This window comes from Pseudorhodobacter aquimaris, from assembly GCF_001202025.1.
Classification (GTDB): Bacteria; Pseudomonadota; Alphaproteobacteria; order Rhodobacterales; family Rhodobacteraceae; genus Pseudorhodobacter; species Pseudorhodobacter aquimaris.
On the sequence record NZ_LGHS01000072.1, the window covers coordinates 76,021 to 91,393 of the forward strand.

10 protein-coding genes and 1 pseudogene are annotated in these 15,373 nt (G+C 61.3%); 2 read left to right on the forward strand and 9 right to left on the reverse strand.

Annotation, left to right across the window (positions count from 1 at the left end):
• Positions 1 to 7: 7 nt before the first annotated feature.
• On the reverse strand, positions 8 to 1,579 hold the full coding sequence (locus AKU94_RS15955) for an ABC transporter substrate-binding protein (RefSeq protein ID WP_050528329.1): 1,572 nt from the start codon (positions 1,577 to 1,579) through the stop codon (positions 8 to 10).
• Positions 1,580 to 1,770: 191 nt separating this feature from the next.
• On the reverse strand, positions 1,771 to 3,762 hold the full coding sequence (locus tag AKU94_RS15960) for a CocE/NonD family hydrolase (RefSeq protein ID WP_050528261.1): 1,992 nt from the start codon (positions 3,760 to 3,762) through the stop codon (positions 1,771 to 1,773).
• A gap of 128 nt (positions 3,763 to 3,890) precedes the next feature.
• On the opposite strand from AKU94_RS15960, the gene betC reads away from it, so the two are divergent.
• On the forward strand, positions 3,891 to 5,393 hold the full coding sequence (gene betC / locus AKU94_RS15965) for a choline-sulfatase (RefSeq protein ID WP_050528262.1): 1,503 nt from the start codon (positions 3,891 to 3,893) through the stop codon (positions 5,391 to 5,393).
• A 3-nt stretch (positions 5,394 to 5,396) separates the two neighbouring features.
• Here betC and AKU94_RS15970 read toward each other — a convergent pair whose 3' ends face one another.
• The 6 genes and pseudogenes from AKU94_RS15970 to AKU94_RS15995 all read right to left on the reverse strand — a co-directional run bounded on the left by AKU94_RS15970 (position 5,397) and on the right by AKU94_RS15995 (position 12,240).
• Positions 5,397 to 5,861: an OsmC family protein gene (locus AKU94_RS15970; protein ID WP_050528263.1), complete on the reverse strand. Its 465-nt coding sequence runs from the start codon at positions 5,859 to 5,861 to the stop codon at positions 5,397 to 5,399.
• A 19-nt stretch (positions 5,862 to 5,880) separates the two neighbouring features.
• Positions 5,881 to 6,678, reverse strand: coding sequence for a carnitinyl-CoA dehydratase (locus tag AKU94_RS15975; protein WP_050528264.1), 798 nt, complete (start codon positions 6,676 to 6,678; stop codon positions 5,881 to 5,883).
• On the reverse strand, positions 6,675 to 8,669 hold the full coding sequence (locus AKU94_RS15980; RefSeq protein ID WP_050528330.1) for an acetate--CoA ligase family protein: 1,995 nt from the start codon (positions 8,667 to 8,669) through the stop codon (positions 6,675 to 6,677). The genes AKU94_RS15975 and AKU94_RS15980 overlap by 4 nt, the downstream gene beginning before the upstream one ends.
• 4 nt (positions 8,670 to 8,673) lie before the next feature.
• Positions 8,674 to 9,836, reverse strand: a pseudogene (locus AKU94_RS15985) (acyl-CoA dehydrogenase family protein).
• A 3-nt stretch (positions 9,837 to 9,839) separates the two neighbouring features.
• Complete coding sequence (locus AKU94_RS15990; protein ID WP_050528265.1) at positions 9,840 to 11,294, reverse strand: carnitine 3-dehydrogenase; 1,455 nt, start codon at positions 11,292 to 11,294, stop codon at positions 9,840 to 9,842.
• 31 nt (positions 11,295 to 11,325) lie between these two features.
• Positions 11,326 to 12,240, reverse strand: coding sequence for a BKACE family enzyme (locus AKU94_RS15995; protein ID WP_050528266.1), 915 nt, complete (start codon positions 12,238 to 12,240; stop codon positions 11,326 to 11,328).
• Positions 12,241 to 12,310: 70 nt separating this feature from the next.
• On the opposite strand from AKU94_RS15995, the gene AKU94_RS16000 reads away from it, so the two are divergent.
• Positions 12,311 to 13,276 (forward strand): GlxA family transcriptional regulator, encoded by a 966-nt coding sequence (locus tag AKU94_RS16000; RefSeq protein ID WP_050528331.1) that lies wholly within the window; start codon positions 12,311 to 12,313, stop codon positions 13,274 to 13,276.
• On the opposite strand, the gene AKU94_RS16005 is transcribed toward AKU94_RS16000, so the two are convergent.
• Positions 13,277 to 15,289 carry a M3 family metallopeptidase gene (locus tag AKU94_RS16005; protein ID WP_050528267.1) on the reverse strand — a complete coding sequence of 671 codons (2,013 nt, stop codon included), beginning with the start codon at positions 15,287 to 15,289 and terminating at the stop codon, positions 13,277 to 13,279. It lies immediately after the preceding gene.
• Between the last annotated feature and the right edge of the window lie 84 nt (positions 15,290 to 15,373).

A 15,373-nucleotide genomic window follows, 5' to 3' on the forward strand; every position in this document is an offset into this window, starting at 1 on the left:
GTATCCCTTACGCCAACCAGGTCTTGTGCGGGGCAAGCCCGTTCATGGCCTCTTGCATGCCATTTACTTCCCAACCCTGCACCTTGTCGCTGACCGCCTCGATGAAGTCATTGAACATCGGGCAAATCAAGCCGCCGTCATCATGGACCATCTGGCTCAGCTTGGCATAGATTTCGACCCGCTTGGCCTCATCCAGCTCGGCGCGTGCCTCTTCGACCAGCGCATCGAATTCGGGGTTGAAGAAACGGGTGTCATTCCAGTCGGCCGTGGAAACATAGGCGGTGGAGAACATCTGGTCCTGCACCGGACGCCCGCCCCAATAGGACGCGCAGAAGGGCTGCTTGTTCCAGACCTCGGACCAATAGCCGTCATTGGGCTCACGCTTGATTTCCAAGGGGATGCCTGCCGCCTGTGCGGTTTGCTGGAACAAGGCAGCCGCATCGACAGCCCCCGGAAAGGCGCCATCGGCCACACGCAGGATGATCGGGCTGCCATCATGGCCGGACGCCTTATAGGCCTCGGCGGCGGCGGCCACGTCAAACTTGCGCTGTTCCAGCGGGGTAAACAGCGGATAGGCCGCATTGATCGGCGTGTCATTCCCAACAGAGCCGAAACCGTCAAGGATCTTGTCGACCAGTTCTTCGCGGTTGATCGCCAGTTTCAGCGCGCGGCGCAGATCGGCATTGTCAAAGGGGGCCGTATCGCAATGCATGATGAACACATAATGCCCGCGTCCCGGTGCGTTGCGCACCGTCAGCCCCGGCGCGCGGGTCAAAAGCTTGGCGATTTTGGGGTCAACACGGTTGGCAATATGCACCTGCCCCGATTGAACAGCCGCCATCCGCGCCGTGGCATCATTGATCACGGTGATTTCCACACCGTCATAATGGCCGCGGGTTTCATCCCAATACTCAGCATGTTTTTCGAATGTGTGACGCACACCCGGTTCATTGACGACCACCTTATAGGGGCCGCAGCCAATACCGTCCGCAGGGTTTTCCATTCCGCCACCGGGCTGTATCTGCAAATGGTAATCCGCCATCAGATAGGGCAAATCTGCATTGCCTGTATCCATTGTCACCTCGACCACATCGCCATCCACACGCATGCTTTGGATGTTTTCCATGATGCCAAAGGCCCCCGAGGAGCTTTCCTTGTTCGAGTGACGCTCCAGCGTTTTGAGGACATCATCGGGTGTCAGCTCTGCACCATTGTGGAATTTCACGCCCTTGCGGATGGTAAAACGCCAGACCTTGGCATCGGGTGAACTTTCAATCGCCTCGGCAATCCGCATCTCTAGCGTGCCGTCGGCGGCGACATCGACCAAAGGTTCCCCGATAATCCGGTTGATATGAAAGGTGACCTGGCTTTGCGCGACGGCGGGGTCAAGGCTGTTGGTGCTCTCGCCGCCACCAAGGCCCATCTTCAGGATGCCGCCCTTGACCGGCTCTGCCGCAGCACCCGTCGGCGCGCCCATGGTCGCCAATGCGCCAACGGCGGCGGCCCCCCCCATGAAGCTTCGGCGGCTTACGCGTGCGGCATAAATACGGCCAATCAGCTTTGCAAGGTTATCGTTCATCATAGTCTCCCTATAGGTCATTATTTTATTGTCTGGTCGATACTAGAGCCGCACCAAGCCTCTACAGCAAGAATTACTTTTGCTGCGGGCGCCGCCATGGTTGGGGGTGAAGCATCGCAATATGACGCTTTCAGACAATTGAATGTCGTCTTTAAGCCAAAACTCGCTTATCCGCAACCTTTTGCACGACCCTAAACAAAATCGCGGGGGATTTTCTCCCTGAACTCGCGTTCGAAAACAAGCGCTTCGCCCTCATAGGCGCGCAGATGGGCGTGGAACACCAAAGCCTCCGGTTCTGCCCACATTTGCGATATTGCGCGGGTGGAAACCGCCCAGTCACCGCGCGAAAACAGCTGTTCCCAATCGCAAATCACATGGGCGCTGCCGGGTGCATTCGGGTCCACCTCAAAGCGTTCGGTCACATGTTCTTCGGTGATCAGCCCGTGGTCGAGGTTTTCCACACGCCCGCTGTGTTCCTCGACCACCAAAGCGCGGGTGCCGGTGATCAGATCCTCCTCCAGCCGCCGCGCAAAGCGCGCATCGGAATGGCGGCGGTGGTTCCAATCGGCGGCGGCGCGCGGCGGCGGGGCCTGCCATTCATCGGCAGGCGTACCCTCATGCACCGGCAGGGTCAGGCTGCCTTCGGTCAATGTCAGGGTCGCCGCCTCGGGGCTGGGCCAGACAAAGGGCCAATAGGTCGTCGAGAGGGCGATCCGCAAATGATGCCCCGCCGCCAGCCGGTAGGCCATCTGGTCCAGCGCCAGCTCCACCTCCATCTCCTGCCCCGGCACCAAGAGGCTGGGGTGTTCCATACTGTCACGGTGGCACAGGTTGAGCATCCCATGCGCAATCCGCACCGAAGCCCCGTCCGGCCCGACATCGCAAAGCCGCGCCACGACAAAGGCCCGCGGCTTGTCGCTGCTCAGGCGCAGGCGCAAACGTGCCGCCCCCAACAGGGCCAGAGGCGCATCCAATACCGGCCCGTCAAAGCAAAGCGACATCGCGTCATCCCCCGCCTGATCGCCGGGCAGTTCGGCATGGCTGCTCATCGGGAAGAACTCACCCGCCGAGAAGCCCAGATCGGGGGGCGTGCAGATGGGGTGGTTCAACGCCCCGCCCGCACCGCCCAAAACGCCACCTGCGGATAGCGCCATGACCTGATCTTGCGACCTTGGCGCGGGATAGGTGGTTTCGGCCACCCAACGCCCCTTGCGGTGCAGGGTCGAGGCATCAGGGGCCTCGCTGTCAATCATCCAGGCGCGGTAGGCCGGATCATCCTCGGCCCCGTTATCAACGCCTTTGAGCCAGCGATCCCACCAGCGCAGCGCCGCATCCATGAACCCCATCGCGGGGCCGGGCACCGCCTGATGCGGATATTGATGCACCCAAGGCCCGATGATCGCCTTGGCCCCCGCCACATTCTCCACCAGCTTGGCCGAGGTGTTCATATAATTATCCGCCCAGCCCGAGATGCTCAGCACCGGCACCTGCACACGGGCGAAATCCTCACAGACCGAGCCATGTTTCCAATAGGCGTCGCGGCGCTGGTGGCTGGCCCAACGCGGGGCCAGAAACGGCTCTGCCTCCAACCGCGCCAGCCAGTCCTCCCGCCAGTCGCTGCGCACGGCCGGATCGGCGGGACGGGAACTATAGGACAGCATCACCGCCCCCCAGCCAAGGTTTTCCCCCAGCAAACATCCGCCACGAAAATGCACATCATCGGCAAAACGATCGGTGCTGGAACAAACCGTCACGATGGCTTTCAGCGCTGGGGGCTGCGAAAACGCCGCCTGAAGGCTGTTAAACCCGCCCCAGCTTTTGCCCATCATGCCGACGTTGCCATTGCACCAGTCCTGGGCCGCCAGCCAGGCGATCACATCCACCGCATCCTGCATTTCCTGCTGGGTATATTCATCCGCCATCAGCCCCTCGCTGTCGCCGCAGCCGCGCATGTCAACCCGCACGGCGGCATAGCCATGGCCCGCAAAATAGGGGTGCATCCGCGCATCGCGGGCATAGGTGCCATCCCCTTTGCGGTAGGGGATATATTCCAGAATTGCGGGCACCGGCCCTGCCCCCTCGGCCCGCCAGATCCGCGCAGACAAACGGCAGCCGTCCGGCATCACGATGCCCACATCCTCCTCGATCTTAACCGCAAAGGAAAATTCTGTTACTACCTGCATCGCCTGACCTTCCTTGAGATACCTCTGCCAACGCCATTGAAACTGCTCGTAAAAGCGGTTGGCACGTCTTAGGCTGCCATCAAAAGCGGTGCGGGCCCGAATGGCAACCCGCAAAGAAAGAGGGACCTATGACCAAACCGAACATCCTGATCCTGATGGTGGACCAATTGAACGGCACACTTTTCCCCGATGGCCCCGCCGATTGGCTGCATGCGCCCAACCTGCGCAAACTTAGCCAACGCTCGGTGCGCTTTGCCAACAGCTATACCGGGTCGCCGCTCTGTGCGCCGGGGCGCGCCAGCTTTATGTCCGGCCAACTTCCCAGCCGCACCCGCGTTTATGACAACGCCGCCGAGTTCCAATCCGACATCCCCTGTTTCACCCATCATTTGCGCCGCGCGGGCTATGAATGCACGCTTTCGGGCAAGATGCATTTTGTTGGCCCCGACCAGATGCACGGGTTCGAAAACCGGCTGACCACCGATATCTATCCCGCCGATTTCGGCTGGACCCCAGATTACCGCAAACCCGGAGAGCGGATTGATTGGTGGTATCACAACCTCGGCTCTGTCACCGGTGCGGGGGTGGCCGAGATATCGAACCAGCTGGAATATGATGACGATGTCGCCCATCAGGCCAGTCAGAAGCTTTATGATTTGTCACGCGGGTCTGATCGCCCTTGGTGCCTGACCGTCAGCTTTACCCACCCGCATGACCCCTATGTCGCGCGCCGCAAATATTGGGATCTTTACAATAACTGCGAGCACCTCGATGCGCCCGATGCCATTGCTTACGCCGATCAAGACCCGCATTCGAAACGCTTGATCGACGCCTGTGACAGCGACAATTTCAACATCACCACTGACCACATCCGCCGCGCCCGCCAAGGCTATTTTGCCAATATCAGCTATATCGACGACAAGATCGGTGAGATTTTGCAGGTCTTGGAGGACACACGCCAAGAGGCGATTATCGTCTTTGCCTCGGATCACGGGGATATGCTGGGCGACCGTGGGCTTTGGTTCAAGATGAGTTTCTTTGAAGGTTCCGCCCGTGTGCCCTTGATGATCTGCGCGCCGGGGTTGGAGCCGCATCTGAACGAAGCGCCTGTCTCTACCATCGACGTCACCCCTACGCTTTGCGATCTGGCGGGGATCGATATGTCAGAGGTGATGCCATGGACGGACGGGCAATCGTTACTGCCTTTGGCCAAGGGCGCAGAACGCTCGGCGCCCGTGGCCATCGAATATGCCGCCGAAGGGTCGATCACCCCGCTGGTCATGCTGCGCTATGGCAAGTGGAAATACACCCGCTGCCTTGCCGATCCCGAACAGCTTTTCGACATTGAGGCCGACCCGATGGAGCGCAAAAACCTTGCCCTTGAACCGGCCCATTCGGCCACGCTACAATCCTTTCGAGCCAAATCCGAGGCCCGTTGGGACCTGCGCGCCTTTGATGCAGCGGTACGCGAAAGTCAGGCGCGCCGCTGGGTGGTCTATGAGGCGCTGCGTCAGGGCGGCTATTACCCGTGGGATTTCCAACCGCTGCAAAAAGCCTCGGAACGCTATATGCGCAACCACATGGACCTTAACTCGCTTGAGGAAAGCAAAAGATTTCCGCGCGGGGAATAGGGGCTAATCCTCGATGCGGAATTCCGGTGCATAGGTGACGGGGAAATTGACCGAACGGGCAATGAAACAGACCTTGTGGATCCTGTCATGGATCGCGGCTGCTTCACCCATATCGGCACCAAGGGCGACCCAGATCACGGGGCGCAACTGGGCCGAGGTAAGACGCCCCGCGCCCCCCGGCCCCAGTTCGGCCTCGCCCACGGGGGTATCCTCATAGTGGGTGACGACCACGCCCGCCTCGGAAGCGTAATGCAGATACCACAGCATATGGCAGGCCGAGAGCGCCGAAAGCAGCAGGTCCTCGGGGTTCATTCGTGACGGATCGCCGCCCATAAGCGGGTCGTTGGAGCAATGCACCAAGGGCTTGCCCGGCACCGCGATATCCCATGTGCGGGCATAGGCGCGGTAATGGGCCGTACCCTCACCGCTGTTGCCGGTCCAGATGATCCGGCTCTCATAAGTCTGCATTGAGGACCCCAATGAACAATCAGCGGCCCTTCCAGACCGGATCGCGTTTTTCGGCAAAAGCCCGCGCGCCTTCCAGCTGATCATCCGAAGAATAGAGCCGGTCCACCGTTGAAAACTGCCGCTTTGTGATGCGGTTCAGGGCGTCCTGGAACTTCATATCCTCGGCCTCGCGGACCACTTCCTTGATCGCGGCATAGACCAGCGGTGGCCCGCTTTCCAACAGCCGCGCCAGATCCCACGCCTTGGCATGCAGATCCTCCAGCGGGCAGATCTCCTTGATGAGGCCCCAGCGTTGCGCCTCTTCGGCGTCAAACCAGCGGCCTGTCAGCAAAAGATCCATCGCGACATGATAGGGAATGCGCTTGGGCAGCTTGATTGATGCCGCATCGGCCACCGTGCCTGAACGGATTTCGGGCAGCGCGAATGTTGCGGTATCCGAGGCCAAAATCAGATCGCAAGAAAGCGCCAGTTCCAGCCCGCCACCACAGCAGATACCGTTCACTGCGGCGATGACGGGTTTGTTGAGCTGGGGCAATTCCTGCAAGCCACCAAAGCCGCCCACGCCGTAATCACCATCGACCGCATCGCCGTCGGCGGCAGCCTTCAAGTCCCAACCGGGGCAAAAGAATTTGTCACCCTGCGCGCGCAGGATACAGACCCGTAGCGCATCATCATCCCGAAAATCGCGGAACACCTCACCCATGACGCGGCTTGTGGCCAGATCGATCGCATTGGCCTTGCCGCGCGCCAGTGTCACCTCCAGCACGGCGCCCTCTACCCGCGTTAAAATCGGGCCGTCTGTTCGCATGTCCATCATTCCATATCCTTCCAGATCACCGCATCGGCGGCCACAGCCCCCGTTTCGCACAGCATCAGCGGGTTGATTTCGATCTCGTTCAAAGTGGTATCATCCATAAGCGCCTGCAACCGCATAACGACATCGACCAGAGCGGCAACATCAGGCTTGGCGCGCCCGCGATAGCCGTCAAGCAAAGGCCAAAGGCGCAAACGGTGCAAGGCCTCTTCGACCTCTGGTGCGGTCACCGGGCAAATCAGGGTGACAGTATCGGCCAAAAGTTCGGTCGTGGTGCCGCCGAAACCCAAGGTCAGGGTGATACCGTAAACCGGATCCTGACGGATGCCGATCATCATCTCGGCCAGAACAGCGGATACCATTTCCTCGGCCAGATAGCCTGTTGCGCCCGGCATCGGGGTTTGATCATCAAGCGAGTTCAGCCCCAAACGCACCGCACCGTTTTCGGATTTATGTGCAAAACCATGGCCCTTGAGCGCAAGCGGCGGTGTCAGGGTGTCGGCCAAGGGGCGCAGGGTCGCCAGATCGGGGGCACTGACACCGCGCGGCACTGGGATGCCCGCGGCCTCAAGGAGCGCCTTGGCGGTGCCTTCATCCAGAAGCGTAGGACGGGTCGGCTTGCGCGACGGCAAGGGCCGCCACCCCGCCCGACCCGGCGGCGTCTGCGCCGCGGCCAAGGCGCCGAGCGCGGTCTCTAACCCCATAAGGGGAACTATGCCACGGGCCATCATCTCAATCGCGCGGGATTCCTCAAAGTTTTCGGGCAATGAGGCCACGGGAAAAGCAGGCTTGCCGATGAGTTTGGCGGCATCCTCAATCGCTTGCAGGGCCGGCTCGAATGACGATGGATCACAAAGGTCGGACCGTGGCGGATCGATCAGGAAAATTCCTGCATCATAGCCTTGCAGCATAGCGGCAAAGACATCGCGGGTGCGCGGCCCGTCCCCCCAGATAAAGGTATGATAATCCAACGGGTTGGCAATTGTGACAATCGGCCCCAACAGATCGCCCAAGGTCTGGCGTTGCGCCTCGGTTGGCGGCTCAAACCCGATGCCGAAACGGTCGGCAAGATCACCGACCAGGCCGGCCTCACCGCCCGAACAGGACAAAGAGCACAGGCGGCTGCCGATCTGCGGGCCATGGGCGTGAAAGATCTTCAACGTCTCCAGCAGTTCCGGCATGGTTGCCACCTCGGCCACGCCGGATTGCGCCAGAAACGCCGAGGACGCAGCCCCGCCACCGGCCAAGGCCGCCGTATGCGAGGCCGCCGCCAGACGCGCACCCTCGGTCTTGCCCGACTTGAGGCAAACCACACCCTTGCCCGCCAGCCGCGCCGCCTCGGCCACGGCTGCAAAGCCGGGGGCATCATCAAAACCCTCGACATAAAGGCCCAAGGCCGTCACGCGATCATCCGCCAAAAAGGCCGCCGACAGTTCCGCCAAGCCAACCTGAGCGGCATTGCCCAGACAGGCGACATAGGCCACCGGAAGGCCGCGCGCCTGCATCGTCAGGTTGATCACGATATTGGAGGATTGCGACAGCAGGGCCACGCCGCAGTCCACCCGCCGTCCGCCATGCTGATCCGGCCACAAAAGCGCGCCGTCCAAGTAGTTGATAACACCATAGCAATTCGGCCCGAGGATTGGCATATCGCCCGCGGCCTTGACCAGATCGGCCTGCAATCCGGCCTCACCTGCCTCGGTCCAACCGGAGGCAAAGCAAACCGCACCTCCGGCGCCCATCGCCGACAGATCGGCCACGACATCCACAGTGGCATGGCGGTTGACACCGATGAAACTCGCATCCGGCGCCGCGGGCAGATCGGCCAGAGAGGCATAGGTCTTGATCCCGCCAATCTCGGCGCGTTTCGGATGCACCGGCCAGATGTCACCGGAAAACCCCATCTTGGCACACTGTGCGATAACATTTTCCGCCCAGACAGAGCCGAGCACAGCAATGGAACGCGGCCGCAAAAGCCGCGACAGATCCTTCATTGCCTCAGCCCCCGTGCGCACGCAAAAGCTGACGGCTGATGATGTGACGCTGGATTTCCGAGGTGCCTTCCCAGATCCGCTCTACGCGGGCGTCACGCCAGATGCGTTCCAGTGGCAAATCATCCATCAGGCCCATGCCGCCGTGGATCTGGATCGCCTCATCCGCGACCATTGCCAGAACCTCGGTTGCCTTCAGCTTGGCCATGGACATATCGGCCTCGGTCACGTTGCCCTCGTCAAAGCGCCAGGCCGCCTCCCATGTCAAAAGCTCTGCGGCCTTCAGCTCCATCGCCATATCGGCCAGTTTGAAGGACACCCCTTGGAACTTGCCGATCTTCTGGCCGAATTGCTCGCGCTCGGCGGCATATTCCACGGCATGGCCCAAGGCGCGATCGGCGCGGCCAAGGCTGGTGGCGGCAACTTGCAGGCGCGTGGCCCCAAGCCAGGTATTCGCCACCTCAAAGCCCTTATGCACCTCGCCCAACACCTGCGAGGCTGGCAGGCGGCAATTGTCAAACTCCAACACGCCATTGGTATAGCCACGATGGCTGACGTTACGATAGCCTTCGCGCACGGTAAATCCCGGCGTGCCTTTGTCGACGAAAAACGCGGTGATCAGCTTTTTGGGGCCGCGCGGGGTGTCTTCCTCACCGCTGGCCATGAAAACAATCGCGAAATCGGCGATGTCGATATGGCTGATGAAATGCTTGGTCCCGTTGAGTATCCAATCATCCCCGTCCTGACGCGCGCTGGCCTTCATGCCGCGCAGGTCGGACCCGGCACCCGGCTCGGTCATCGCAAGCAATCCCATTTCTCGCCACGGATGCACGGGTGCAGATAGCGTTCACGCTGTTCCTCGGTGCCCGCAAGCAGGATGTTGGAGGGGCGCGCAACACAGGTCCAATGCAGCGCATAATTGGCGCGGCCCAACTCTCTCTCATAGAGCAGCCATGACAGCGTATCGAGGCCCGCACCCCCGACCTCTTCGGGCATATTCGCCGCATAAAGCCCCGCCTCAATCGCCTTGGCTTGAATCTCGCGGATCAGATCCATGCGCAGATGGCCCGTGCGTTCGACCTCTGCCTCATGCGGGTAAAGTTCGGCCTCGACAAAGGCGCGTGTGGTGTCAACGATCATGCGTTGTTCGTCGGTCATTCCAAAATGCATGGCTTATTTCCTTTGTCCGGTGGCGCGGCCCACGGCCTTGGGGCGCGGTAAATCGGCATGGGCATTGGCGATGGGCAGCAGCCGGTCCAGAATGGCCTGAGGCGCGGCAGTGGCACGGCCTGCCTTCATATCCACATGCAAGAGCATCTGTTCGATCGAAGCCACCTCCTGCCCGTCTTTTTGAATGGATACAAAGACATGCAGCCGTTTTTCATCCGCCGACAACACTTGCAATGTGCCGGTCAGACGGTCGCCAAGCTTGGCCTCGCCGCGGTGCATGATATGGCTCTCGGCGGTGTAATAGCTGTAACCGCTGGCGACATAATCCATATCCGCGCCGATATAGCGCAAAAAGGCATCGGTGGTTTCCGACGACGCGTAAAGGTAACGGCTCTCGGTCATATGACCGTTGTAATCGATCCAGCCCGGCAGCACCTGCATATGCGCCATAACCAAGGGCGCCCCTGCGGGCGGCGTATCCGCAACGGCCACACGGCGGCGCTCGTCATGTTCGCGCAGCACACGGCCCGCCCCCCAATCGCGGTCTTTCAACGCGCGCAGAAAGCCGACAAGATTGCTGTCGCGGATGCGTTCCAATTCGCGGATGGAATATTGGCCCGATTGCGCATCCGATTGCCCCGCGATCAGGTCAACCAATTCCTCGGTAAACTCCGGCACATCGGTCAGCTTGGTCCAGGGCCACTCCAGGCAGGGGCCGAATTGCGCCATGAAATGCTTCATGCCCGCCTCTCCGCCCGCAACGCGGTAAGTCTCGAACAGGCCCATCTGGCCCCAGCGCAGGCCAAAGCCCATGCGGATCGCCTCATCGATTTCCTCGGTGGTGGCGACCCCGTCCTTGACCAGCCAAAGCGCCTCACGCCAGACCGCCTCAAGGAAACGGTCCGCGACATGGGCGTCGATCTCTTTGCGGACATGCAAGGGGAACATGCCGATTTCACGCAAGATATCCTTGGCCCGTTCAATCGCATCCAGATCACTGACGGCGGAGGGCACCACCTCGGCCAAGGGCAACAGATAGACCGGGTTGAACGGATGGGCGACAAAGATCATCGCGGGGTTGGCCGCGTTTTGTTGCAGCTCCGACGGTTTGAACCCCGAGGTCGACGACCCGATCAACGTATCAGGGCAGGATTGCTGGATCTGCGCGAAAACGCGGTGTTTCAGCTCCAACCGCTCGGACACGGATTCCTGAATGTATTCCGCGCCCTCCACCGCATCGGTCAGGGTGTCGGCCATGGTCAGCACCCCTTCCGCCATCATCGGAAGATCCGAAAGCGCGGGCAAGGCGGCGCGGGCATTGGCCAGCACCTCCTGGATCTTGCGCTCTGCTTGCGGGTCGGGGTCGAACACCGCGACATCCCAGCCGTTCAGCAAGAACCGCGCGGCCCATCCCCCGCCAATAACCCCGCCACCAATGATCGCTGCCTTACGTGCCATGCGCCCTATTCCTTTGTTATTTATTTTACGATCAAGCCGACAGCGGCGCGCGCTTTTCAACCTTCAGGCGTTTGCGCACCTCATCCGGTCCGATCACCCGCGCGCCAAGGCCGGTAATAATGCCTGCGGCCCGTTCCACCAGCTGTGCATTGGTCGCCAAGACGCCCTTATCCAGCCAGAGGTTATCCTCTAGCCCGACGCGCACATTACCGCCCGCCAGAACGCTGGCCGCAACATAGGCCATCTGATGCCGCCCCAAGGCGAATGCCGACCAGTTCCAATCCTTTGGCACATTATTGACCATCGCAAGGAAGGTATTAAGGTCATCCGGCGCGCCCCATGGCACCCCCATGCAAAGCTGTACCAAAACCGGATCGGGGATCACCCCTTCGGATGCCAACTGTTTGGCCAGCCAGAGGTGGCCGGTGTCAAAGGCCTCGATCTCGATCCGCACACCGGATGCCGCCATGCGTGTTGCCATATCACGCAGCATGCCGGGGGTGTTGACCATCACATAATCGGCCTCGTTGAAATTCATCGTCCCGCAATCGAGGGTGCAGAGCTCGGGACGGCATTCGACCACATGGGCCACGCGTTCCTCGGCACCGATCATGTCGGATGAGGCCGCCATCGCGCCCATTTTCTCAGTGCCGTCAAACATCAGATCGCCGCCCATGCCGGCCGTCAGGTTCAAGACCACATCGGTGTCGCTGTCGCGGATCCGTTCCGTCACCTCACGGTAGAGCGCGCGGTCACGCGAGGGCTTGCCGGTTTCGGGGTCGCGCACATGGCAATGGACCACCGCCGCACCGGCGCGGGCAGCCGCAATCGCGCTTTCGGCGATTTCCTTGGGCGAACGCGGCACATGCGGGCTGCGGTCCTGGGTGGAACCCGATCCGGTGACGGCACAGGTGATGAAAACATCGCGGTTCATTTCGAGTGGCATGGAAGTCCTCCTGATTTGGCGACAGCTTAACGGGCTTGGCAAAGGCTGTTTTGCAATTTACGAAGGATTAATGACACAATCCGCAACAATTTTCGCCCCTTCCTCCGCGCCGCTCAGCCTTGCGGTGCTGGTTCTACCGCAAGCCTCGATCCTTGAGGTGGCGGGCACCTTGGACCCGATGCGCTCTGCCAATCGCCATTTGGGAACCGAGGCTTATCGCTGGCGGGTGCTCTCGCCCGATGGCGGTCCCGTGCCCCTGACCTGCGGCATAGAGATCCCCGCCTCGGGCACTTTGAACGATGCGGCGGGGGCGGATGCGCTGGTGGTGGTCGCAGGCTTTCGTCAGGCCGAGGTGGCAACCCGCCCGCTGATCGCCGCCCTGCGCCGTGCGGCGGGACGGTTTGCGATGATCGGCGGGATTGATGCGGGGCCTTGGGTGCTGGCGCGGGCGAGGCTGCTGGATGGCTACCGCGCCACCGTGCATTGGGAGGATTTTGAGGATATGGCCGCCGCCCACCCCGAGGTTGACGTGGTCCAGACCCGCTATGTCATTGATCGCAATCGTTTCACAGCAGGCGGGGCCGCGCCCGCCGCCGATCTGATGCTGCACCTGATCGCACAGCGCCAAGGCACGCCCCTCGCCCGCCAGATCGCGGCCAGCTTTATCACCACCCCGCGCGACGGGGCCGAGGCACAGGTGCAACACAGCCGCCCGCGCCTTGATCCGCGCATCGCCAGCGCCATCGCGCGGATGGATGCGCGGCTGGATGCCCCCGAGCCGGTCGCCGCCACCGCCCGCGCGCTTGGCCTGTCAACTCGGCGTCTGGAAACCCTGTTCCAAACCGCCCTCGGCCAAAGCCCCGGAGCCTATGCGCTTGGCCTGCGCCTTGCCGCCGCGCGCCGGATGATCACCGACACACACCACCCTTTGGCCGAGGTGGCGCTGCGCTGCGGGTTTTCCAGCCAATCCACCCTCAGCCGCGCGTTTCAGCGCGCATTCGGGCAGCCGCCCTCCAGCCTGCGCAAGGGCCGGTGATCAGCCCGCGTCCAGCAAGCCACGTCCCTTAAGCAAGGGTTCCACCCCAGGCATCCGCCCCCTGAACTGGGTATAAAGCGCCTCGGGGTCCTGACTGCCACCAGCCGAAAGGATGAATTTTTCAAGCTTTGCCGCGACCTCCGGATCAAAGGGATCGCCCGCCTCTTCAAAGGCGGCAAAGGCATCGGCATCCATCACCTCGGACCACATGTAGCTGTAATACCCCGAGGAATAGCCATCACCCGAAAACACATGCGCAAAATGCGGTGTGGCGTGACGCATCCGGATCGCATGGGGAAGGCCGATCTCGGCCAGAACCTCGGCCTGTTTTTCCATCGGGTCGGTCGGCGCAGGCCCGTCATGAAAGGCCAGATCAACCAGCGCGCTGGCCAGAAATTCAACCGTGGCAAAGCCTTGGTCATAGGTCCCCGCCGCCAGCAATCGCTCCAGCATATCGGCGGGCATCGGGGCCCCCGTTTCCACATGGCGGGCGTGTTTTTCCAGCACCTCGGGCACCTCCAGCCAATGCTCGTAAAGCTGGCTTGGCAGTTCGACAAAATCGCGCGCCACGCTGGTGCCGGAAATAAAGTCGTAAGTTACATCCGACAACATCTGATGCAGCGCGTGACCAAACTCATGGAACAAGGTGCGCGCGTCATCATAGGACAAAAGCGCAGGCTCCCCCTTGGCAAAGTTGCACACATTGACAACGATCGGCCGGACATCGCCGCCAAGCTTGCGCTGGCTACGCATCGCCGAACACCATGCACCCGAGCGTTTTGAGCCCCGCGCGAAATAATCCCCGATAAACACCGCGACATGCTGCCCCTTGCGCGTCACCTCCCACGCCCGCGCATCTGCGTGATACAACGGCAAATCAAGCGCGCGAAACTCCAGCCCGAACAAACGGTTGGCGCAATCGAAACAGGCGGCGATCATTGCCTCAAGCGACAAATACGGCTTCAGCACCGCCTCATCCAGATCATGCTCTGCCTTGCGGCGTTTTTCGGAATAATAGCGCCAATCCCACGCCTCAAGCGGGCCATTGACACCATCGGCCTGCATCATCGCCTCAAGCACCTTCGCGTCGGCATTTGCCTTGGCCTTGGCTGGCTCCCAGACCCGCAGCAGCAAATCACGCACGGCATCCGGCGTTTTTGCCATTTCCGGCTCCAGCTTGAAATCGGCAAAGGTGTTATAGCCCAGAAGGTTCGCGCGTTCCTCACGCAGGCGCAGCGTTTCTGCGGCGATGGCGCGGTTGTCGTTGTCATTGCCGTTCTCGCCGCGCGCCACCCAAGCGGTATAGGCCTTTTGCCGCAACTCACGACGGGGCGAGAACTGCAAGAACGGTACAATCAATGACCGGTTGAGCGTGATCACAGGCCCTGCGACCTGTTTCTCCGCACCCGCCGCCCGCGCCGAGGCCACTACGAAATCGGGCAGCCCCTCAAGGTCGTCCTCGGAAATTTCCATGAACCACGCGCGCTCATCCGCCAGAAGGTTCTGGCTGAAGGACGTACCCAGCACCGCCAGCCGCCCTTTGACCTCGGTCAGCCGTGCGGCCTCGGTCCCTTCCAACTGCGCACCGGCGCGGATAAACATCCGGCGGTAAAGCTCCAACACACGCAACTGTTCCGCGCCCAAGCCATCGCGGTCGCCCCACACCGCCTCAATACGGGCAAAGAGCGCCTTGTTATTGGTCACTTCCGAGGAAAACGCGCTCAGCTTTGGCGCAAGATCACGCTGCAAGGCCTCACGCTCGGGGGTGCTATCGGCGCCGGCGAGGTTGTAAAACACACCCGCCACACGGTCCAGATCCCCCTGCGCAAGCTCCATCGCCTCGATCACATTGGCGAAATCGGGGGCAGCGGGGTTGCGCGCAATACGGTTGATATTGGCGCGCGCGCTTTTCAGTGCGGCATCAAAGGCGGGGCCAAAATCGGCATCCTTGATCGCGTCAAAGGGCGGCATTGCGAAGTCTTCGGTCCAGTCAGACAAGAGCGGGTTGGTCATGGCGGTCTCCTTTACGCGCCACGCTACGCATCCGCGCGGCGAAGGTCCAGAGTGGAAGGGCCTTGCACGACGTTCCCGTTTCGT